The following is a 21050-nucleotide window of genomic DNA, read 5'->3' as shown; positions in this document are numbered from 1 at the left end:
AATCCTCATAGGAGCACCCATGTACCGCCTCAGCGGCGTCACCAAGCACTACTCCCGGGGCAAGGAGAAGGTCCGCGCCCTGGACGGCATCGACCTCGAGATCCCCGACGGCGGGCAGCTGGTCATCCAGGGCCCCACCGGCGGTGGCAAGTCCACCCTGCTGCAGATGCTGGGCGGCCTGGACCGCCCCACCGACGGCACGGTCGAACTCGCCGGACACGACCTGGGCAGGATCGGCGAGGCCAAGCTCACCAAGGTCCGGGCCGAGCTGATCGGCTTCGTGTTCCAGAGCTTCAACCTGATCCCGACCCTGAGCGCGCAGGAGAACGTGGAGACCGCGCTGGTCCCGCTCGGCATCGGCAAGGACGAGCGCCGTAGGCGCGCCTTCGCGGCGCTGGACTCGGTCGGTCTCGGCGAGCGCAGCAACCACGTGCCGAGCGAGCTCTCCGGTGGCCAGCAGCAGCGTGTGGCCATCGCTCGCGCCCTGGTGAAGGAGCCCAAGGTGCTGCTCGCCGACGAGCCCACCGGCAACCTGGACGAGGAGACCCGTGACGAGATCATGGAGCTGCTGCACGGGCTGTGGCGTGAGCGCGGGCTGACCTTTGTGATGGTCACCCACGACACCACCATCGCCGGGCGCGCCCCGCGCGTTGCCACCATCCGGGCCGGCAAGGTCACCGTCACCGAGAACGCCGACGCCCAGGTCTGGGCTGGCTGACCGGACAGCTGCGACGGAAGCGGACCGGGGCCCGGGTGGACGAGACATTTTCGTCCGCCCGGGCCTCGGCCGTGGACCGCAGACGGTTGCGCGGGGGCCGGCCGGGGAGCTCTCAGCGCGCAGCGAAGGGCTGGTCCGAGGGGACGATCTCGCGACCCAGCGGCATCAGTGAGATGGGGATGAGCTTGAGGTTCGCCCAGGCGAAGGGGATGCCGACAATGGTGACCGCGAGAGCGATGCTGGTGACCAGATGGCCCAGGGCCAGCCACCAGCCGGCGAAGATCAGCCAGATGACATTGCCGACGAAGGACGCCCCACCTGCGTCGGGACGCTCACGGGTGGTACGACCGAACGGCCAGAGGACATAGCCGGCGATCCGTAGGCTGGCGATGCCAAAGGGGATGGTGATGATGAGGATGCAGCAGACGATCCCGGCAATGGCATAGCCGACAGCCATCCAGAACCCGCAGAGGATCAGCCAGACGACGTTGAGCAGGAACCTGAGCACATCCATCTGCGGCAGCCTTCCGTGCGAGCGGCTCCCCCGGTCGATCCGGGGCCCGAAAAAATTCTGACACGCTTTCGAGGGCGACGCTGATTGGTGATCAGCGGATGCGGCGGTGTCCGGCCATCTCCTCGAGTCGGGCGATGCGCTCCGCCATGGGCGGGTGGGTGGAGAACAACCGGGCTCCCGCCTCACCGGGGCGGAACGGGTTGGCGATCATCATGTGACTGGCCGTCTGGAGCTGCGGCTCGGGCGGCAGCGGGAGCCTGCGGGTGCCCGCGTCGAGTTTCCGCAGGGCATCGGCCAGGGCCAGCGGGTCGCCGGTCAGCTGGGCACCGGAGGCGTCCGCCTGGTACTCCCTGGAGCGGCTGACGGCGAGTTGGATCAGGGCGGCCGCGATCGGTCCGAGGATCATCAGCAGCAGCAGGCCGACCAGCCCCGGTCCGTCGTCGTCATCGCTGCGGCCCATCGGGATGAGCCAGGCGAAGTTGACGGTGAACATCACCACCGAGGCCAGGGCTCCGGCCACCGAGGAGATGAGGATGTCCCGGTTGTACACATGGGAGAGCTCATGGCCGAGGACGCCGCGCAGTTCCCGCTCGTCGAGGATGCCCAGGATGCCCTGGGTGCAGCAGACCGCGGCATTGCGCGGATTGCGGCCGGTGGCGAAGGCGTTGGGGGCTTCGGTCGGTGAGATGTAGAGGCGGGGCATCGGCTGGCGGGCCGAGGTGGAGAGCTCACGCACGATCCGGTAGAGCCAGGGGGCCTCGATCTCGCTGACCGGGCGGGCCCGCATCGCACGCAGCGCGAGCTTGTCACTGTTCCAGTAGGCGAAGCCATTGGTCCCCAGGGCCAGCACCAGCGCGATCAGCAGCCCGGTGCGCCCCCAGAAACTGCCGATCAGGACGATCAGCGCGGAGAGGCCGACCAGGAGTACGGCGGTTCTCAGACCGTTGTGCCGGCGGTGCACGGGTGCCCTCCAGGACGTGCGATGAGGGGCGTCTGTTGTCTGCTGCCCTTGAGTCCGTTCGTCCGGTTCAACGGCTGGGAAGGACGCCCTGGTTCCCTTGTGCCCTGCTGGGCGGGGCTGTGCAACCTGGACCAACCGACCGGCGCGACCGGACCGAGCGGCCCCGGTCAGCCGAAGAGGGAACCGCTGGTGATCTGCAGCACCAGCTGGGGTGCGAGTGAGAGCACCACCCCGGTCGCCGCCGCGAGCCCGAGGCAGAGGGCCAGCGGAACCGGGATCCGAAGGGTCGTGGCCGAGGCTGACAGGGCGGGCTGGAAGAGCTTGGCCGTCCAGGTGAGGTAGTAGTAGAGCGCCACGACCACATTGACGGCCATGATCACGGCGAGCCAGCCGAGGCCCGAGTCGACGGCGGCGCGGAACACCACCACCTTGCCGAAGAGACCGATCACCCCGGGCGGCAGTCCGGCGAGGCTGAGCAGGAAGAAGGCCATGGCGATCGCCGCGGCAGGACGTGCGGCGAACAGGCCCCGGTAGTCGTCGATCCGGCGGGAGACCAGGGCGACGACGGCGAACGCACCCAGATTCACCACGCCGTAGATCATCGCGTAGGCGACCGTCGCGCCCAACGGGTCGCGGGCGTCAGCGCTGCCGTAGCCCGCTGCGGCGATCGGGACGAGCAGGTAGCCGGCCTGGGCGACGGAGGACCAGGCGAGCAGGCGGACGGCACTGTGCGGAGCGTCCGAACGCTGGCGCAGCGCGGCTGCGTTGCCCAATGTCATCGTGAGCGCGGCCAGCACCGCAAGCGCCAGACCCCAGGTTCGTCCGTAAGGGTGAAAACCCACCACTGCGACTAGCGCCAGGCCGGAAAGCCCGGCAGCCTTGCTCACCACCGAGAGGTACGCGGCCACTGCCACGGGAGCACCGGTGTAGGTATCGGGGACCCAGAAGTGGAACGGGACCGCGGCCGTCTTGAAGGCGAAGCCGACCAGTGTGAGGACTGCACCCACCAGGGCCAGGGTCTTCAGCTGGGGCTGGACATGCGGCAGTGCGGCGGCGATACGGGTGAGATGCAGACTGCCGGTCGCGGCGTAGACGAAGCTGACGCCGAGCAGCATGACGGCGGTGGCCGTGACCGAGGACAGGAAGAACTTGAGGGCGGCCTCCCCGCCCATGCCGTCACGACGCAGGCCGACCAGGGCGAACGCGGGCAGCGAGGCGACTTCGAGGGCGACCACCAGGGTCGCCAGATCACGTGAGGCCGGGAGCAGTGCGGCGCCGGCCGCCGAGCTGAGCAGCAGGAACCAGTACTCCCCGGGCGGGAGGACGTTGTCCTTCACGGTGTGGATCGAGAGCAGCGCGGCGAGCAGCGCACCCGCGAGCACCAGCAGTTGCAGGACCAGGGTGAAGTGGTCGGCGACATAGGAGCAGGCGGTGCCGTCGGTGGCCCCGGTGGCGGTGCCGAGGCAGAAGGTGGCGCGGGTACCGGAGCGCAGCGGGACCAGGGAGAGCAGGGCCAGCGCCAGCCCTGCCACGGAGATCCAGCCCAGGAGCGGCTTGTGTCGTACCGGGAGGAACAGTTCGGCGACCAGGACGCCGAGGGCGACGGCGGCAGTGATCAGCGGAGGGGCGACGGCCTGCCAGTCGATCGACTGGATCAGCGAGCCGGCCATGGGTGTGGCGAGAGCGGTCATGGCTCAGCTGCCTCCGAGGAGTGCCTTGACGGCGGGGTTGCTGAGGCCGAGGAGCACGGCCGGCCAGAGCCCGGCGACAAGGGTGAGGACGACGAGAGGGGTCCAGGCGGCGGCCTCGTAGGCCTGGACGTCCAGGAGCTGGAGTACGGGCCCGGCGGTCGTCGACGTGTCCGCCGGTGCGGCGGGGTCGCCCATGCAGACCCGGCGGACGACGCTCAGCAGGTAGGCGGCGGTGAGCAGGGTGCCGAGCCCGGCGAGGGCCATGAAGACCAGGTAGGCGGGTCGGGAGAGTCCGGCGGCCGGATGGAAGGAGCCGAACATGGCGAGCAGTTCACCCCAGAAACCGGCCAGTCCGGGCAGGCCGAGGCTGGCGACGGCGGCGAAGGCGAGGAGTCCGCCGAGGCGCGGGGCGCGTCCGTACAGGGCGGCGCCGGTACCGCCGGCGGAGGCGGTGAGACGGTCGAGGTCGACGGTTCCGTAGCGGTCCTTCAGCGCCCCGACCAGGAAGAAGAGCAGGCCGGTGACCAGACCGTGGGCGATGTTGGCGAACAGGGCCCCGTTCACTCCGGTGAGGGTGAGGGTGGCGATGCCGAGCAGGACGAAGCCCATGTGGCCGACGGACGAGTAGGCGATGAGTCGCTTGAGGTCGCCCTTGGCACCGGGACGGACCAGGGCCAGGCAGGCGAGCGAGCCGTAGAGGATGCCCACCACGGCGAAGGCGGCCAGATAGGGCGCGAGGGTGGTCATCCCGTCCGGGGCGGAGGGCAGCAGCACCCGGACGAAGCCGTAGGTCCCCATCTTGAGGAGGACTCCGGCGAGCAGGACCGAGCCGGTGGTGGGAGCAGCTGTATGGGCGTCGGGGAGCCAGCTGTGGAACGGCCACATCGGGGCCTTGACGGCGAGGCCGAGTCCGACCGCGAGGACGACGAGGATCTGCGTGGTGTGCGAGAGGCCCCGGCCGTGGCGCTGGGCGAGTGCGGTCATGTCGAAGGTGCCGGCGTGCAGGCCCAGCAGCAGAAAGCCCAGCAGCATGATCGCCGAGCCGAGCAGGGTGTAGAGGATGAAGCGGGCCGCGGCCGGGCCCCGGTTCTCCCCGCCCCAGCGGGCGATGAGGAAGTACATGGGGATGAGCACGACTTCGAAGGCCAGGAAGAACAGCAGCAGGTCGAGGACGGCGAAGGTGCCGAGCATGCCCGTTTCGAGGAGCAGCAGCAGGCCGGTGTAGGCGCGCGGGCTCGGTGTCCCGGGACCGTCGGGCAGCCTGCGCAGGGAGTAGATCGCACAGAGGAAGGTGAGCAGGGTGGTCAGCAGCAACAGCGGCAGGGAGATGCCGTCGATGCCCAGGTGGAGTCGCACGCCGAGGGCCGGAATCCAGGGCAGGTCGGTGGTGGCCTGCATCCTGCCGGGGTGTCCGCGGTCGAATCCGACCGCCAGGACGACGGCGGCCAGCAGCGTCGCGCCGGTGACGACGGCGCCGAAGCGCAGCGCGCGGCGTCCGGCGGCCTGCGGGTCCTCGCCGAAGAGGCCGGGTACCAGGGTGACCGCTGCGCCGAGGAGCGGCAGCAGGAGCAGGGCGATGAGGACGGCGTTCACCGGGAGGCCTCCGTGGGAGCGCAGGCAGGGGGCTGACGGTGGGTCATGCGGCTTGCCGCTGGTCTGTTCACTGGACCACCGCCACCAGGACGGCGAGAACCACGGCGCCGGCGAGCAGGGCGCTCAGATAGGTCTGGGCGTTGCCGTTCTGGGCTCGGCGGACGGCGGCACCGAGCAGTCTCGGGGCGCCTGCGGCTCCGGCGAGATAGGTCTCGATGACGTCGCGGTCCAGGAAGCGCACCAGTTGCGCGGCCGCGAGGGCGGGGCGGACGACGGTGGCGGCGTAGAGGCGGTCGAGTCCGAAGCCGTTGGCTGCGGGGCCCAGCAGGGGCCCGAGCAGTAGTCGGGCCGGGTCCGGCGCGTGACCGGTCGAGGCGGCGGTGGCAGCACTGTCGGCGTCCGCGAGGGCCTGGCTGAAGGTGCGGCCGGGGATGGTGGCGAGGTCGGCGGTGATCTCGCGCGGTTCGGCGGCCGTGCCCTCGGGGCGGGTGGACTCGTCGAGTTCATGGGCCGCTCGCAGCGGGGGTGCGGTCGCCGCGTCCAGGACCAGGGCGGTGGCCCGGCGCCAGGCGGTGTAGGCGACCAGGACTCCTGCCAGCGCGACACAGGTACCGAGGATCGCGCTGCTGCCCGAGGGGGTGAGTGAGATGCCGTCCAGGAAGGAGGGGAGCCAGTTGCTGTGCAGTCCGGCGAGGCCGAGGGCGACCGCGGGAATGGCGAGGAGCCACAGCGGCCAGCGCATCGCGTTGGGCTCGGCGGCGGTCTGCGTGCTGGCGGACCGCGCGGCGCCCGGGGAACGGAAGGCGACGAGCCAGAGGCGGGCGGCGTACATGGCGGTGAGCAGGCCGGTGAGCAGACCTGCGATCAGGACGATCCAGCCGACGGAGGTGGGCACCGCTGCTGCGGGACCAAGGCCGCCGGTGAGAGCCTCGCCATGGGCCGCGTGCTCTGCGGCTGTGAGGATCGACTCCTTGCTGAAGAAACCGGAGAAGGGAGGAATGCCGGCCAGGGCGAGCAGGCCGATGGTCATGGTCCAGTAGGCGTCGGGCACCTGTCGGCGCAGGTCGGGCATACGGGACATGGCGGTCAGCGAATTGGTGTGCGCCGCGTGGATCACGACGCCGGCAGCCAGGAACAGCAGGGCCTTGAAGGCGCCGTGGGTGAGCAGGTGGAAGACGGCGGCGTCACGGTCCCCGGTGGCCAGGGCTCCGGCCATGTAGCCGAGCTGGCCGACGGTGGAGTAGGCGAGCACCCGCTTGATGTCGTCCTGGGCCAGGGCGCAGAGAGCGGAGCCCACCATGGTGACCGCTGCCATGACGGCGAGGACGACCAGGGCCGCCGAGGAGAGCAGGAACACCGGGAGCAGTCTGGCCACCAGGTAGATCCCGGCGGCGACCATGGTCGCCGCGTGGATCAGCGCCGACACCGGGGTGGGGCCCGCCATCGCGTCCGGAAGCCAGGTGTGCAGCGGGAACTGGGCGGACTTCCCGGCGACGCCGCAGAGCAGCAGCAGTGCGATCAGAGTGGGGTGGTGCAGGTGGCCGGCCGTGGCCGCGCCGAGGACGCCGCTGATCCGGAAGGTCCCGGCGTCGGCGGCGAGGGCGAAGATGCCGAACAGGAAGGGGATGTCACCGAGCTTGGTGACCAGGAACGCCTTGATCGAGGCGGAGCGGGCGTCGCCCCGCTCCCAGTGGTGGCCGACCAGGAAGTAGGAGCAGATGCCCATCACCTCCCAGCCGACCAGCAGGACAATCAGATCGCCGGAGTACAGCACCAGGAACATCGAGGCGGTGAACAGCGACACCAGCGCCGCATACGACGAGTAGCGCGGGTCGTCGCGCAGATAGGAGGTGGAGTAGATCTGCACACAGCCGGCGACGACGCCGACGAGGACGGCGAGCAGGGTCGAGAAGCCGTCCAGGTGCACAGCCAGGTCGATGGGGATGCTGCCGGTGGGCGTGAGCCTGGTGGCGGCGTCCAGGTGACGGCCGGTGCCGAGGTCGCAGACCACCGTCACGGCCAGGGCGGCAGAGGCGAGGGTGGGCAGGACGGCCAGCGGACGGACCAGTCCGGGCATCCGGCGTCCTGCCGCGAGTCCGGCGAGGGCGCCGAGGAAGGGGAGCAGCGGGACGAGAACCGCCAGCGTGAGGATCATGCAGGGCCGGCCTTCCCCTGGGCGGAGCCCGTCAGTGAGGCAGTGTCAGGATCAGCGAGGTGTGGATCAGGAGAGTCGGCTTCGGAGGTCGGGGGGACACCGTCGGCGGGCCCGTCCTTGAGCTCGCGGAGGCGGTCGATGTCGGCGGTGCCCTGGGTGCGGAACACCAGGAGGACGATGGCCAGGCCGAGGCCGATCTCGGCGGCGGCGATGGTGATGGTGAACAGGGTCAGCGCCTGGCCGGCGTGCAGGGTGTCCCGCAGCCACACGTCGAAGGCCACCAGATTGAGGTTGACGGCGTTGAGCATCAGCTCGACGGACATCAGCACCAGCACGGAGTTGCGCCGGGCGAGCACTCCGTAGAGGCCGACGCAGAACAGCAGGGCGGCCAGCACCGCGGGATAGGCGAGGTGCATCGGATCAGCCCTCCTCTCGGTGGCGGCGGGAGAGGACGATGGCCCCGACCAGAGCGGCGAGCAGCAGCACGGACAGGGCCTCGAACGGCAGCACCCAGTAGCGGAACAGAATCTCGCCGTTGGCCCCGGTGCTTCCGCCGCCGGCCGAGAGGTTCATCCAGGTGCTGCGGAAGGCGTCGACGACCAGGGTGACCAGGGTCGCTGCGGCGACCACTGCTACGCCGAGGGCGACCCAGCGGTTGCCCGAGTCCGCGTCGGGCGAGCGGCCGATGGGGGCCTTGGTGAGCATCAGTCCGAAGAGCACCAGGACGACGACCGAGCCGAGGTAGATCAGGACCTGGACCCAGGCGATGAACTCGGCGGTGAGCAGCAGGTACTCGATGGCCAGGCCACCGAGGGCCACGACCAGCCAGAGCGCGGCGTGCACCAACTGACTGGTGGTGACGGTGAGCACGGCGGCGCCCAGGACGGCGAGCCCGACCAGCACAAAGACGACCTCGACGCCGGTGGGCGTCAGAAAGGAGTGGCCTTGGGAGCTCAGCGAGGCGGCCAGGACGGCGGTCACGGAGCGGGCTCCTCTCCGGGCGGTGGGGTCGCATCGGCCGACGCCTCGGCTGCGGCGGCCTGGGCAGCGGCGGCCGTCTCGGCGGCGGCGAGTTTGTCGGCGGCCTTGCGGGCGGCGGCGATCTCTTTGGGCTCCTCTGCGGAGGGATCCAGCGCAGGCGGCGCGGGAACGGTCCACATCCACTCGCGGAGCTTCTCCCGCTCATGGGTGAGCTCGTGGATGTCCGTCTCCGCGTACTCGAACTCCGGCGACCAGAACAGCGCGTCGAAAGGACAGACCTCGATGCAGATACCGCAGTACATGCAGAGCGAGAAGTCGATGGCGAAGCGGTCCAGGACGTTGCGGGTACGGGCCCGGGCGTTGGGTTCGGCCGCGGGCAGCGTCTCCTTGTGGGAGTCGATGTAGATGCACCAGTCGGGGCACTCACGGGCGCAGAGCATGCAGACCGTGCAGTTCTCCTCGAGCAGCGCGATGACGCCCCGCGAGCGCGGGGGCAGTTCGGGCTGCGCCTCGGGGTACTGGTCGGTGACGCTGCGTCGGGTCATCGTGCGCAGGGTGACGGCCAGCCCCTTGGCCAGACCACGGCCGGGGAAGCCGCCGGAGCCGCGCTGGTGCGAGTGGTCGGCATGGCCGGAGGGGACGGCGGAGCCGGAGGGAAGGGCCGAGCCGGAGGGAAGGGGCGGCACTAGGAGATCACCACCTTGACGATGCCGGTGACGGCGAGCTGGACGAGGGCGAGCGGGATCAGGACGATCCAGGCGAAGCGCATCAGCTGGTCCTCGCGCAGCCGCGGATAGGTGACACGCAGCCAGATCACGACGAAAGCGAGGGCGAATGTCTTCAGCAGGGTCCACAGCCAGCCGAGGTCCGCCGCGTTCGGGCCGTGCCAGCCGCCCAGGAACAGGACGGTGGTGAGCGCGCAGAGCACCAGGATGCCTGCGTACTCGGAGAGCAGGAACAGAGCGAAGCGCAGTCCGGTGTACTCGGTGTAGGCCCCGAAGATGATCTCCGAGTCGGCCACCGGCATGTCGAACGGCGGCCGTTGGAGCTCAGCCAGGCCCGCGGTGAAGAAGACGAAGCCGCCGACGATCTGCCAGGGCACCCACCACCAGTGGAACGCCCCCAGGATCCCGGTGAGCGACACGGTGCCGGCGGCCATCGCCACGGACGCGGCGGCGAGCAGCATCGGCAGCTCATAGGCCAGCAGCTGGGCGGCGCTGCGGATGCCGCCGAGGAGCGAGAACTTGTTGGCGGAGGCCCAGCCGGCCATCAGCGAACCGAGCACCCCGACGCCCATGACGGCGAGGACGAAGAACAGGCCGGCGTCCAGGGTCTGTCCCACGAAGCCGCCCGGACCGACCGGGATCGCGATGAGAACCAGGAGGTACGGCAGCAGGGCGACGGCGGGCGCCAGTTGGAAGATCCGGCGGTCGGCCCCGGCCGGGACGATGTCCTCCTTCTGTGCGAACTTCACACCGTCGGCGACAAGCTGGGCCCAACCGTGGAAGCCACCCGCGTACATGGGTCCCAACCGGCCCTGCATATGGGCCATGACCTTGTGCTCGGTCTGCCCGATGACCAGGGGGAAGGTCAGGAACACGACCAGGACGGCGACGCAGCGCAGCAGCGCTTCGAGCGCAGTGATCATGCGTCGTCTCCAGTCGTTCCGTCTGTTCCAGCTGTTCCGTCCGAGGGCTCCTGCGGGGGCGGTACCGACTGCCACGGCGCGTCGGGCGTCGGGGCGGTTGCGGGGGCCTGGCTGGTGAAGCCGTCTCCGACGCTGCGGTTGCGGCGTGGACGGTCGGCGCGGACCGGACGGTCGCCCGGAGCGGCTGCCGCTCCCCCGGTTCCTCCGGCTCCCCCGGCCGACTCGGCGGCTGCCGCACGGGGGCCCCGGGCCGCGCCGCGGGCCGGCCGCTCGGCGACGGGCGGGAGGGTTCCGGCGAGCGGTCCCCACTCATTGGGGTCGGGCACACCGGGCGGCAGCATCCGCCGCCGGGCCGCTGGGGCGCCCTCGCTGGGGCCGTGGTCGCTCTCGCCCGGCTCCTTGGCTCCCGGCCAGGCCTTGGCGACCCGGGCCGCGAGGACGAACTCCTTGCGGAGCGGATGGCCCTCGAAACCGTCAGGAAGAAGGAGGGTGACCGGGTTGGGGTGACCGGTGAAGTCGATGCCGAACATCTCGTGGGTCTCCCGCTCGTGCCAGTCGGCACCCGCGAAGACGCCGGTGGCGGTCGGGAGGGCAGCGGCGGCGCGCGGGATGCGGGTGCGGAACAGGACATGACGCAGCGGCGCGGCCGGTCCGGCGCCGACGGCGGCGAGGTGGGCGACGACGGAGAAGCCTTCGGTCAGCTCGTCGACGGCGCTGAGCCAGTCGAAGTAGGCCAGGCCGAGGGTGTCCCGGGCTGCGGTCAGGGCCTCGGTCCAGTGCTCGGCCGGGACGTCGACGGTGAGCAGCGCGAACGCCTCGGTGGCGGTGGCCCAGGGGCCGAGGGCGGCCGCCGTCGCCTGCACAGGGTCGAGCTCTGCAGGCTCGATCTCTGCTGGGCCGAGCTCTGCTGGGTCGAGCTGTCCGGGATCGTCCTGTCCGGGGTCCGGCTGTCCGGGGTCCGGCAGGGCGGGCGGGGTGGGATCGGTCACTGGGCCGGGCCCTCCTCGGAGCCGGCCGGCCGGGTGGCCCCGGCGGGGCCGGCCACCAGGGGTCGCTTCAGGGCGGCGGCGGGCACGGAGGCGACCGGGTACTGGTCGGGGAGGGACTCGTGCGCGATCTTCTCCTGCAGTTTGAGGATGCCCTGGAGCAGCGCCTCAGGACGCGGCGGGCAACCGGGCACGTACACGTCCACGGGGATGATCTGGTCGACGCCCTTGGTGACGGAGTAGGAGTCCCAGTAGGGGCCGCCGGAGTTGGAGCAGGCGCCGAAGGAGATGACGTACTTGGGCTCGGGCATCTGCTCGTAGAGGCGCTTGATCGCCGGGGCCATCTTGTCCGTCACGGTGCCGGAGACGATCATGAGGTCGGCCTGGCGCGGACCGGGCGCGAAGGGGATGACGCCCAGTCGGATGAAGTCGTGCTTGGCCATGGAAGCGGCGATGAACTCGATGGCGCAGCAGGCGAGGCCGAAGTTGAAACACCACAGGCTGTAGCGGCGGCCCCAGTTGAGAACCACCTTCACCGGGTCCGGTGCCAGCCGGGCCAGCGGGCCGAGGCGGCGCGGCTCGACGGCGCCGCCCGGCGCGGCCGGGTCGGGCATGCCCAGCGGAACCGGGCCGCCCAACGGGGCTTGCGCATGCGAGTGGGGAGCGGGGGTCACGTCCATTCCAGGACGCCCTTCTTCCAGGCGTAGAGCAGTCCGACGGCGAGGAAGCCGATGAAGACGAACATCTCGATCAGCGTGGTCGCACCGTATCCGGGCAAGGCGAAGACCGTGGCCCAGGGAAACAGGTAGATCGCATCCACCGCGAAGATCACATAGAGGAAGGCGTAGACGTAGTAGCGGATCTGGGTCTGCGCCCAGCCCTCCCCCACGGGGTCCACGCCGCACTCGTAGGCGAGCAGCTTCTCCTGCGTCGGCGCGTAGGGGCGCAGCAACTGGTTGGCCCCGAACGCCGAGGCCACGAACAGCACCCCGACCACAGCCAGCAGACCGACCACGGCATAGGCGTGGAAGTACCCCGGATCAGGGGTGGCGACGGGCGCCGCGACTGCTTCCATGCTTCGTTCGCCCTCCGGTCCTGCCAGGCGGCAGCGATGTCTTTACACATCCATGACGTTCTTACTGCACGGGAGTCTAGGTCCACAGGCCGGGGGTCTGTGCACGGCGCTCAGCCGGAACGTGGTGACAGTGGGGTTATCCCCCCTTTCACCATGCCGACCTGCCCCATCGTCATCGGCCCGCCGCGACGGCAGGCTGGGACCGTAGGCAAGACGCCCCTGCGGCGGCCGACTGTGACCGAGGATGGACCCATGCGAGACGACGACACCTGGACCGACTCCTTTCGGGATCCCGTCAGAGCTCCGAAGGAGTCGCCGGCGCGGCGCGGACGCCCGGCGTTCGACCGCCGGATGTGGCGCGAGGTCGCCTTTCTGCTGGTGAACTTTCCGGTGTCGCTGGTGGGTTTCGTACTCACCGTCGTCGGGCTCTCGCTCGGCGCCGGGCTGATGGTCACCATCATCGGACTCTGGGTGCTCGCCGGGTCTCTGTTCGCCATCCGCAGCTACGGCACTGTCGAGCGCCAACTGGTGCGTTCACTGCTCGACGAGGACATCGCCGAACCGCTCCCGGTCGGCGCGGGCCGCAGCGGCAGTGGCAGTAGCAGCGCCTGGCGTCGGATCTTCGACGTCTTCTCGGACGGCCTCGCCTGGCGGACCGCGCTCTACCTGTTCATCAAGCTGCCCTGGGGCATCTTCACCTTCACCGTCACCCTGGTCGCGGTGATCGTGCTGTGGCCGGTGCTGCCGTGGATCACCCGCGGCCTGTCCACCGTCGACCGGGCGCTCGCCGCCTCGCTGCTCGCCCCGGCCGACCTGACCCAGCGGGTCAAGGAGCTGGAGCAGGACCGAGGCACGGTCGTCGACACGGCCGCCGCCGACCTGCGCCGCATCGAGCGCGATCTGCACGACGGCGCACAGGCCCGGCTGGTGGCCCTGGCGATGGACCTCGGTCTGGCCAAGGAGAAGCTGTCGGAGGATCCGGAGGCCGCCGCGAAGATGGTCGGCGACGCCCACGGCGAGGTGAAGCTGGTCCTGCAGGAACTGCGCGACCTGGCTCGGGGCATCCACCCGGCCGTGCTCACCGACCGCGGTCTGGACGCAGCACTGTCTTCCGTCGCAACCCGCTGCACGGTGCCGGGCGGGGTACGGGTCAACGCGGACCTGCCGGGCGGCTCCGACCGCGCGTCCCGCCCGGACTCGGCGGTGGAGGGCATCGCCTACTTCACCGTCAGCGAACTGCTCACCAATATCTCCAAGCACGCCGGAGCCCGCACCGCCAGCGTCGACGCCTGGCGTTCAGCCGACCATCTGATGCTGCAGGTGCGCGACGACGGCAGGGGTGGCGCGACGGAGGAGCCCGGCGGCGGCCTGGCCGGCCTGGCCGAGCGGATCCGCGCGGTGGACGGCGTCTTCGTCGTCGACAGTCCGGTCGGCGGACCGACCGTGGTGACGGTGGAGCTGCCCTGGCGGACCAAGAACCGCAACTGACCGTCGGCGACGGGGGCGGCCCAGGTGGGGTTAACCCCACCCCAGGACGGCCAGAAGCCCCAGCGCGGTCGGGCTCGCTTCCCGGCAGTCTGGGGGTACACGGCAAGGACATGGCGGGGTACGGCCGACAGGGAGTGTGGACGGGATGACCAGTACAGCCAGGATGACCGCTGGTGAGCACAGTGCTCGTGAGCACACCGCGCGTGGGCACAGCGCTGGTGAGCGCCGGGACTGGAGCCAGCAGTCCGGCCCCGGCTTCCTCTCCGCGCCGTTCTCGGCCCGCACCTGGCGGGAGAGCCTGCACCTGGTGGTCAACCTCCCGGTGGCCGTCCTGACCTTCAGTTACGCCGTGACGGTGTTCGCTGCCGGGGTCGGCCTGGTGGTGACCTTCCTCGGCATGCCGATCCTGGCCGCGCTGGTCATCGGCTGCCGCGGCTTCGCCGCGCTGGAGCGGGCCCGGACGCGGGTCATGCTGCAGGTGGACGTGGAGCCCCCGGCACCGCTGCGTCCGGCCCGCCCCGGGCTGATGGCCTGGATCGGGGCGGCGCTGAAGAGCGGCGCGGGCTGGCGCTCGGTGCTCTACAGCGTGCTGATGCTGCCGTTCGCGGTGCTCTCCTTCTCGCTCACGGTGACGCTGTGGGCGTTCGGCATCGGCTACGGCAGCTACCCGCTGTGGCAGTGGGTGTTCCCGCACTACACGCACACGCCGGGTCTGCAGCTCTACAGCAACAACGGCCACACCGTGTACCTGAGCAGCGTCCCGCAGATCGCCGGGGTGTGCGCCGCCGGGCTGCTGGTGCTGTTCATCACCCCCTGGGTGGTGCACGGTCTGGCGAACACTCAGCGGGCGATGGCGCGCGGGCTGCTCAACTGAACCGACACGTCAGCAGGTCAGCAGGTCAGCAGGTCAGCACGTCAACGGGTCGCCACCGTACGGGTGTCGCGTCCGGAGCGGAGCACCGTTCCGGGTACGGCACCCGTCAGCTTGTCGTCCCGGACCGTCTCCACCCCGTTGACCCGGACGCTCACCACGCCCTCCGCCCGCGAGTCCAGCCGGGGGCTGTCCCCGGGCAGGTCGTGGACCAGGGTGGCGGGCCCGGCGTCGATCCGCTCGGGGTCGAAGAGCACCAGGTCGGCGTGGTTGCCGACGGCGACGGTGCCCCGGTCCCGCAGCCCGAACAGCGAGGCCGGGTCGGCGGTCAGCATCCGCACCGCCTGCTCCACCGGGACCAGCTTGCGCCGCCGCAGGCAGTCGCCGAGGAAGCGGGTGGTGTAGGGGGCGCCGCACATCCGGTCCAGATGGGCGCCGGCGTCCGAGCCGCCGAGCATCACGTCCGGGTGCTGCCAGGTGTCACGGCGCAGCTCCCAGCTGCCCGGGTCGTTGTCGGTGGGCATCGGCCACAGCACGGTGCGCAGCTGGTCCGCGGAGCAGATCTCGACCAGCGTCGCGAAGGGGTCCTGGCCGCGTTCGGCGGCGATGTCGCGGACCACCCGCCCGCTGAGGCCCTCGTTGGCGGCGGCGTAGGTGTCGCCGATGACATACCGTCCGAAGTCGGCCAGCCGACGGAACACCCCCGCCTCCGGGCTGTTGGCGCGGCGCAGCATATCGGTCCTGACGGCGGGGTCGGCGAGCCTGGCGATCCGCTCGGGGACCGGAAGGCCGAGGATCTCGCCCCAGCCGGGGATCAGGTTCAGCGCGCAGAAGGTGCCCAGGCTCATGTTCATCGGCGTGAGGATGGGCATGGTCAGCGCGATGATCCGGCCCCCCGCGGCCCGGGCCCGGGACGAGGCCAGCAGCTGGCGCGGGACCCGCTCGGGGACGGCGGAGTCGATGGTGAGGACGTTCCAGTTGAGCGGCCGCCCCGCCGCCGCCGACATGTCGACGAACAGCGCGATCTCGTCGTCGCTGAACTGGTCCAGGCAGCCGGCCACGATGGCCTCGATCTGGGTGCCCTCGAACTCCCCGACGGCCCGGCTGAGCGCCAGCAGTTCCTCCCGTCCGGCGTGCCGGGAGGCGACCGGCTTGCCGTCGCCGTCCGAATGGGTGGAGGACTGGGTGGTCGACAGGCCCCAGGCGCCCTCGGCCATGGAGCGGCGCAGCAGCTCGACCATCGCCTCCAGCTGCTCGGGCGTCGGCTGCCCGCCGATCGCGTCCGGACCCATGACATGGCGCCGCAGCGCGCAGTGGCCGACCATGAAGCCCGCGTTGACGGCGGTGTGGCCGTCCAGTGCCGCCAGGTACTCGCCGAAGGAGGACCAGCCCCAGGGCACGCCCTCCTCCAGGGCCGCCAGTGACATGCCCTCGACCCGGCACATCATCCGCCGGGTGTAGTCGGCGTCCTCGGGCCGAGCCGGGTTGAGCGGGGCCAGGGTGAAGCCGCAGTTGCCGCCCGCGACGGTGGTGACGCCGTGGCCCAGCGAGGGGGTGGCGTAGGGGTCCCAGAACAGCTGGGCGTCGTAGTGGGTGTGCGGGTCGACGAAGCCGGGGCTGAGGATCAGTCCGGTGGCGTCCTCCACCGAGACAGCGGCGTCGGCCGAACCCGAGCGCGAGCCCGAGCCCGCAGCCCCGATGCTGACGATCCGTCCGCCGCTGATGCCGACGTCGGCGGTACGGGAGGGCGCGCCGGTGCCGTCCACCAGCGTGGCGCCTTGGATGAGGTGGTCGAGCATGGTCGTCCCTCCAGGGATAGCCGTGACGTGAAGCCGTGACGTGAAGCCGGAACTGCGCGGGGCGGGTACGGGGTGGCAGGCCGCCGCTCCCCCGTACCCGCCCGGTCCGGTCCGCCGGTCGGCAGCGCGCCGTCAGGGGCGCGCGGCCCGGCGGAAGCGGGTGGTGCGGTGCACCGGGTCGGTGTCGATCTTCGGAATGACGTTCTCGCCGATCAGCCTGATCGTGGTCGCGGTGGCCTCCGGCGGAATGCCGATGGGCAGGCCGAACACCAACTGGTCGGCGCCGGCCGACTCCCAGCGCTTGCACTGCGAGAGCACCTCGTCCGGATCGCCGCAGATCATCAGTTCCTCGTCGATCAGCAGGTCGATCAGCTCCTCGGTGTACGCGGGGATCAGCTCCGGCCAGACCGGGATGCCCTCGATCCTCGGGAAGGTGTCGTGGTAGCGGAACAGCAGCGACTGGAGGTAGTTGAGCCCGCCGTTCACGGCGATCCGGCGGGCCTCCTTGCCCGTCTCGGCGCAGATCGCGGTCGAGGTCACCATCACGTTGTCGTTGACGAAGGCGCCGATCGGCTCGGCGTCCCGGATCGCGTTCTTGTAGGAGTCGACCACCCACTCCATGTCCGAGACCTTCTGCACGCTGAAGCCCAGCACGCCGAGCCCCTTGCGAGCGGCCATCTCGTACGAGGAAGGGCTGCCCGCCGCGTACCACATGGCCGGATGGGCCGACCCGAACGGCTTGGGCAGCACCTTGCGGGGCGGCAGCGACCAGTGCTTGCCCTGGAAGCCCTGGTACTCGTCCTGGAGCCACATCTTGGGGAACTCCCCGATGGTCTCCTCCCAGATCTCCTTGGTGCCGTCCATGTCCTTGAGTTCGGGCATGAAGCCGAGGATCTCGTGGCTGCCGGCGCCGCGGCCGGTGCCGAACTCGAAGCGGTTGCCGCTGAGGTGGTCCAGCATGGCGACCCGCTCGGCGACCTTGACCGGGTGGTTCACCCTGGCCAGCGGGTTGAAGATGCCCGAGCCGATGTGGATCCGCTCGGTGGCATGGGTGAGGTAGCCGATGACCACGTCGTTCGCGGACAGGTGGGAGTACTCCTCCAGGAAGTGGTGCTCGGTGATCCAGGCGTACTTGAAGCCCGCCTTGTCGGCCTGGACGACGTAGTCCATCTCCTCCATCAGGGCGTGGTGCTCGGCCAGCGGGTCGGCCAGCGAGCGACTCCTGGGAACATAGCCCTGGATGAAGATGCCGAACTCCATCGTCCACCGTCCTGTCGGTAGGTCAATGCATCAGTACTACGGTCTCCCAACAAACCTGACGGTCCATCAGATATGTTCCGACTCTTCCAGCGGGGGCTGGAGCAGTCAAGAGCGATGCCCTGTCAGCACGCCTCAGCCGATCGTCACCCCCGCCAGCCACCCGCCGTCAGCGATGATCGGCTGCCCGGTGATGTAGGAGGAGTCCTCCGAGGTGAGGAAGAGCGCCAGCTTGGCGATCTCCTCCGCGCGCCCGATCCGCCCCAGCGGCACCACCCGCGCGTACAGTTCGGCCGTCGCCGCGGCCAGCGCGGCCCCGTCCTCCGCGCTCATCAGCGGCGCACCGGACTCGCCCACGAAGGCGTTGGCCGGGTTGGCCATCGGAGTGTCCACCGAACCGGGACAGATCGCGTTCACCCGGATCCCCTTGGACGCCAGCTCCATCGCCGCCACCCTGGTCATGCTGAGGATGGCGCCCTTGGTCGCCGCGTACGAGGTCAGCAGGGCCATCCCGGTCTGCGCCGTGTACGAGGCCGTGTTGACGATGGTGCCGCCGCCGGCGGCCTCGATCAGCGGCGCCGCCGCCCGCATCCCCAGGAAGCAGCCGGCCTGGTTCACCCGCACCACCGTGAGGTACTCCTCCAGCGGGGTGCTCACCAGCTCGTTGAAGCGGAGAATGCCGGCGTTGTTCACCAGCCCGTCGAGCCCGCCGAACGCGGCGACGGTCGCCTGGACGGCCGCCTCCCAGTCGGCCTCGCTGCCGACGTCCAGGTGCTGGTAGCGCACCCGGTCGTCGCCGAGCTGCTGGGTCAGCTCCTTGACCAGCGCCTCGCCGAGATCGTCCAGCACATCGGCGACGACGACCCTGGCCCCCTCGGCGGCGAACAGCCGGGCCTCCTGCTCACCCTGCCCCCGGGCGGCTCCGGTGATCAGGACGGTACGGCCCGCGAGTCTGGTTCCTTGGGACGGCGACATGCTGACTCCCACTCTCGATACGGATTCCAGTATTTGACCTACCGTCAGACAAGCGGCAGCACTTCGCCCGCGATCCGCTCCAGCTGCTCCAGGTACTCGTCAGCGCTCCGGCTGCGCGGGCGCAGCTGCAGATGGGTGGCGCCCAGGGCGACATACGCCCGGAGCGTCTCCGCCAACTGCTCGGGCTTGCCGCTGACCGAGCGCCGTCCGATCTCCCAGTCCGGCTCGCCGACGAACAGCGCCGGCGGGATGACATTGACCGCGAACGGACCGCTGCGCCCGGCCTGCTCCCTGGTCGCGCGGATCAGCTCCAGCTGCGCGGGCAGCGCAGCGGGCGCGTCCCCCTGCGACAGCCAGCCCTCGCCCAGCAGCGCCGCCCGGCGCACCGCGCGCGGCGAGGAGCCGCCCACCCACAGCGGCGGGCGCGGTCGCTGCACCGGACGGGGGCTGACGGCCAGTCCGCTGAACGGGAAGCGCGGCCCCGGGTGCACCGGGTACTCCTCACGCAGCGCGGCGTCCAGCGCGGCCAGGGTCTCGTCCAGGATCGCGCCGCGCTGGTGGAAGTCCACGCCCAGCGCCTCGAACTCCTCCGGGACATGGCCCGCGCCCACGCCCAGCACCAGCCGGCCGCCGCTGAGCAGGTCCAGGGTCGCGTACTGCTTGGCGGACAGCAGAGGGTGCCGCAGCGGCAGGACCGCCACATGGGACATCAGCCTGGTCCGGGTGGTGAGCGCGGCCAGCCAGCCGAGCGTGGACACCGGGTCGTACCAGGTGGCGCCCATCGCACCGGCCAGCCGCTCGGGGATGGCGACGTGGTCGCAGACGGCGACGTAGTCGAAACCGAGCCGGTCGGCGGCCTGCGCGGCCTGCGCCAGCTCGGCCGGACCGGCCCGGGTCTCCCAGGGTTCGCAGTAGATGGTGCTCTGGGACTGGACCGGGAGCTGAATCCCGTACGGAATTGACGGAGAGTCAGACATTGGTCGCCCCCTTCCACAGCCCCTCCGGGGTCAGGTCCAGCAGCCGGATCGCGTTGCCGCGCACCAGCTGCTCCACCACATCCGCCTCCAGATGGCCCATCTGCGACTCGGCGACCTCACGGCTCCTGGGCCAGGTCGAGTCCGAGTGCGGGTAGTCGGTCTCGTACAGGACGTTGGCGGCGCCGATCGCGTCCAGGTTCCTGACGCCGTGCGGGTCGTCGAAGAAGCAGCCGTAGATGTGCTGGGCGAACAGCTCGCTGGGACGGGTCAGCACCTTGTCGGCGACGCCGCCCCAGGCCGCGTTCTCCTCCCACACCACGTCGGCGCGGGCCAGGATGTAGGGGATCCAGCCGATCTGGCCCTCGGCGTACATGATGTTCAGCCCGGGGAAGCGGTCGAACTTGCCGCTCATCAGCCAGTCCACCATGGAGAAGCAGCAGTTGGCGAAGGTGATGGTGGAGCCGACGGCCGGGGGCGCGTCCGCCGAGGTGGACGGCATCCGGGAGGAGGAGCCGATGTGCATGGCGATGACCGTGCCGGTCTCCTCGCAGGCCCGCAGGAAGGGGTCCCAGGCGTCGGTGTGGATGCTGGGCAGCCCCAGGTGCGGGGGTATCTCGCTGAAGCACACCGCCCGTACCCCCCGGGCCGCGTTGCGGCGGACCTCCGCCGCCGCCAGTTCGGCGTCCCACAGCGGCACGATCCCCAGCGGGATCATCCGGCCCCGTGCCTTGGGCCCGCACCACTCCTCCACCATCCAGTCGTTGTAGGCGCGGATGCACAGCAGCCCCAGCTCGTGGTCCTTGGCCTCGGTGAAGGTCTGGCCGCAGAAGCGCGGGAAGGTCGGGAAGCAGAGCGCCGACTGGACGTGGTTGACGTCCATGTCCTCCAGCCGCTCGGGTATCGAGAACGATCCCGGACGCATCTGCTGGTAGGTGATCGCCTCCAGCCGCACCTCCTCCCTGGGATAGCCGACGGCGGTGTCCAGGCGGGTCAGCGGGCGGCGCAGATCCTCGTAGACCCACCAGTCCGCGATGGTGCCCTCGCTGCCGGGCTCCCCCATCCGCGGGGCGAAGCGGCCCCCGACGAAGGTCATCTCGGCGAGCGGGGCGCGGACGATGCGGGGACCGGTCTCGCGGTACTTGGCGGGCAGGCGTTCCTGCCAGACGTCAGGCGGCTCGACGGTGTGGTCGTCCACCGAAATGATCCAGGGGAAGCTCTCCATGACGGCCAGGCTAGCGCCGATCTGACGATCCGTCAGGAGTCGTGCAGCGGAGATCGGAGCCGGGTCGGGAACGTGGAAGCGTCCCGCCGCACCGCAGTGCAGCGGGACGCTTCCCCGCCCCGCGCAGACAGGCAGCGCA

20 protein-coding genes are annotated in these 21050 nt (G+C 70.6%); 3 read left to right on the top strand and 17 right to left on the bottom strand.

Going from position 1 to position 21050, the window contains the following annotated elements:
- Window positions 1-19: 19 nt before the first annotated feature.
- Entirely contained in the window at window positions 20-718 is a 699-nt protein-coding gene (locus tag ABH941_RS11965; RefSeq protein WP_370128908.1) for an ABC transporter ATP-binding protein, read from the top strand.
- Between the two features lie 112 nt (window positions 719-830).
- Here ABH941_RS11965 and ABH941_RS11960 read toward each other — a convergent pair whose 3' ends face one another.
- The 12 genes from ABH941_RS11960 to ABH941_RS11905 all read right to left on the bottom strand — a co-directional run bounded on the left by ABH941_RS11960 (window position 831) and on the right by ABH941_RS11905 (window position 12322).
- Window positions 831-1232, bottom strand: coding sequence for a YccF domain-containing protein (locus ABH941_RS11960; RefSeq protein WP_370128907.1), 402 nt, complete (start codon window positions 1230-1232; stop codon window positions 831-833).
- Between the two features lie 91 nt (window positions 1233-1323).
- Window positions 1324-2193, bottom strand: a complete 870-nt coding sequence (gene htpX / locus ABH941_RS11955; protein ID WP_370128906.1) for a zinc metalloprotease HtpX — start codon at window positions 2191-2193, stop codon at window positions 1324-1326.
- Between the two features lie 167 nt (window positions 2194-2360).
- A complete protein-coding gene (locus ABH941_RS11950) occupies window positions 2361-3884 on the bottom strand; it encodes an NADH-quinone oxidoreductase subunit N (RefSeq protein ID WP_370128905.1) in 1524 nt (507 codons plus the stop codon).
- Between the two features lie 3 nt (window positions 3885-3887).
- Complete coding sequence (locus ABH941_RS11945; RefSeq protein WP_370128904.1) at window positions 3888-5477, bottom strand: NuoM family protein; 1590 nt, start codon at window positions 5475-5477, stop codon at window positions 3888-3890.
- A gap of 67 nt (window positions 5478-5544) precedes the next feature.
- On the bottom strand, window positions 5545-7632 hold the full coding sequence (locus ABH941_RS11940; RefSeq protein ID WP_370128903.1) for an NADH-quinone oxidoreductase subunit L: 2088 nt from the start codon (window positions 7630-7632) through the stop codon (window positions 5545-5547).
- Entirely contained in the window at window positions 7629-8048 is a 420-nt protein-coding gene (gene nuoK / locus ABH941_RS11935) for an NADH-quinone oxidoreductase subunit NuoK (protein ID WP_370128902.1), read from the bottom strand. The genes ABH941_RS11940 and nuoK overlap by 4 nt, the downstream gene beginning before the upstream one ends.
- A 4-nt stretch (window positions 8049-8052) precedes the next feature.
- Window positions 8053-8613 carry an NADH-quinone oxidoreductase subunit J gene (locus ABH941_RS11930; protein ID WP_370128901.1) on the bottom strand — a complete coding sequence of 187 codons (561 nt, stop codon included), beginning with the start codon at window positions 8611-8613 and terminating at the stop codon, window positions 8053-8055.
- Window positions 8610-9158, bottom strand: coding sequence for a 4Fe-4S binding protein (locus ABH941_RS11925; protein ID WP_370129058.1), 549 nt, complete (start codon window positions 9156-9158; stop codon window positions 8610-8612). The genes ABH941_RS11930 and ABH941_RS11925 overlap by 4 nt, the downstream gene beginning before the upstream one ends.
- Before the next feature lie 140 nt (window positions 9159-9298).
- Window positions 9299-10261 carry an NADH-quinone oxidoreductase subunit H gene (locus ABH941_RS11920; protein WP_370128900.1) on the bottom strand — a complete coding sequence of 321 codons (963 nt, stop codon included), beginning with the start codon at window positions 10259-10261 and terminating at the stop codon, window positions 9299-9301.
- A complete protein-coding gene (locus ABH941_RS11915; protein WP_370128899.1) occupies window positions 10258-11250 on the bottom strand; it encodes an NADH-quinone oxidoreductase subunit C in 993 nt (330 codons plus the stop codon). The genes ABH941_RS11920 and ABH941_RS11915 overlap by 4 nt, the downstream gene beginning before the upstream one ends.
- Window positions 11247-11927 (bottom strand): NADH-quinone oxidoreductase subunit B, encoded by a 681-nt coding sequence (locus tag ABH941_RS11910; RefSeq protein WP_370128898.1) that lies wholly within the window; start codon window positions 11925-11927, stop codon window positions 11247-11249. The genes ABH941_RS11915 and ABH941_RS11910 overlap by 4 nt, the downstream gene beginning before the upstream one ends.
- Window positions 11918-12322, bottom strand: a complete 405-nt coding sequence (locus tag ABH941_RS11905) for an NADH-quinone oxidoreductase subunit A (RefSeq protein WP_370128897.1) — start codon at window positions 12320-12322, stop codon at window positions 11918-11920. Before ABH941_RS11905 ends, ABH941_RS11910 begins: the two co-directional genes overlap by 10 nt.
- Window positions 12323-12574: 252 nt before the next feature.
- Between ABH941_RS11905 and ABH941_RS11900 the strand changes: the two genes are divergently transcribed.
- Complete coding sequence (locus ABH941_RS11900; protein ID WP_370128895.1) at window positions 12575-13810, top strand: sensor histidine kinase; 1236 nt, start codon at window positions 12575-12577, stop codon at window positions 13808-13810.
- Window positions 13811-13955: 145 nt separating this feature from the next.
- Window positions 13956-14684, top strand: coding sequence for a sensor domain-containing protein (locus ABH941_RS11895; protein ID WP_370128894.1), 729 nt, complete (start codon window positions 13956-13958; stop codon window positions 14682-14684).
- A gap of 41 nt (window positions 14685-14725) precedes the next feature.
- On the opposite strand, the gene ABH941_RS11890 is transcribed toward ABH941_RS11895, so the two are convergent.
- The 5 genes from ABH941_RS11890 to ABH941_RS11870 all read right to left on the bottom strand — a co-directional run bounded on the left by ABH941_RS11890 (window position 14726) and on the right by ABH941_RS11870 (window position 20911).
- Window positions 14726-16480: an amidohydrolase family protein gene (locus ABH941_RS11890; protein ID WP_370128893.1), complete on the bottom strand. Its 1755-nt coding sequence runs from the start codon at window positions 16478-16480 to the stop codon at window positions 14726-14728.
- A gap of 132 nt (window positions 16481-16612) precedes the next feature.
- Window positions 16613-17740 carry an LLM class flavin-dependent oxidoreductase gene (locus tag ABH941_RS11885; protein WP_370128891.1) on the bottom strand — a complete coding sequence of 376 codons (1128 nt, stop codon included), beginning with the start codon at window positions 17738-17740 and terminating at the stop codon, window positions 16613-16615.
- Window positions 17741-17872: 132 nt separating this feature from the next.
- The gene (locus ABH941_RS11880; RefSeq protein WP_370128890.1) at window positions 17873-18712 is read right to left on the bottom strand and encodes an SDR family NAD(P)-dependent oxidoreductase; all 840 of its coding nucleotides are present in this window, start codon (window positions 18710-18712) and stop codon (window positions 17873-17875) included.
- 44 nt (window positions 18713-18756) lie between these two features.
- Window positions 18757-19689 carry a TIGR03619 family F420-dependent LLM class oxidoreductase gene (locus ABH941_RS11875; RefSeq protein WP_370128889.1) on the bottom strand — a complete coding sequence of 311 codons (933 nt, stop codon included), beginning with the start codon at window positions 19687-19689 and terminating at the stop codon, window positions 18757-18759.
- The gene (locus tag ABH941_RS11870; protein ID WP_370128888.1) at window positions 19682-20911 is read right to left on the bottom strand and encodes an amidohydrolase family protein; all 1230 of its coding nucleotides are present in this window, start codon (window positions 20909-20911) and stop codon (window positions 19682-19684) included. The genes ABH941_RS11875 and ABH941_RS11870 overlap by 8 nt, the downstream gene beginning before the upstream one ends.
- Window positions 20912-21050: the final 139 nt, after the last annotated feature.

It is taken from the genome of Streptacidiphilus sp. EB103A, assembly GCF_041261405.1.
Lineage (GTDB): Bacteria > Actinomycetota > Actinomycetes > Streptomycetales > Streptomycetaceae > Streptacidiphilus.
The sequence above is the reverse complement of the archived record's forward strand: the minus strand, read 5'-3'. Positions and strand labels throughout refer to the sequence as shown.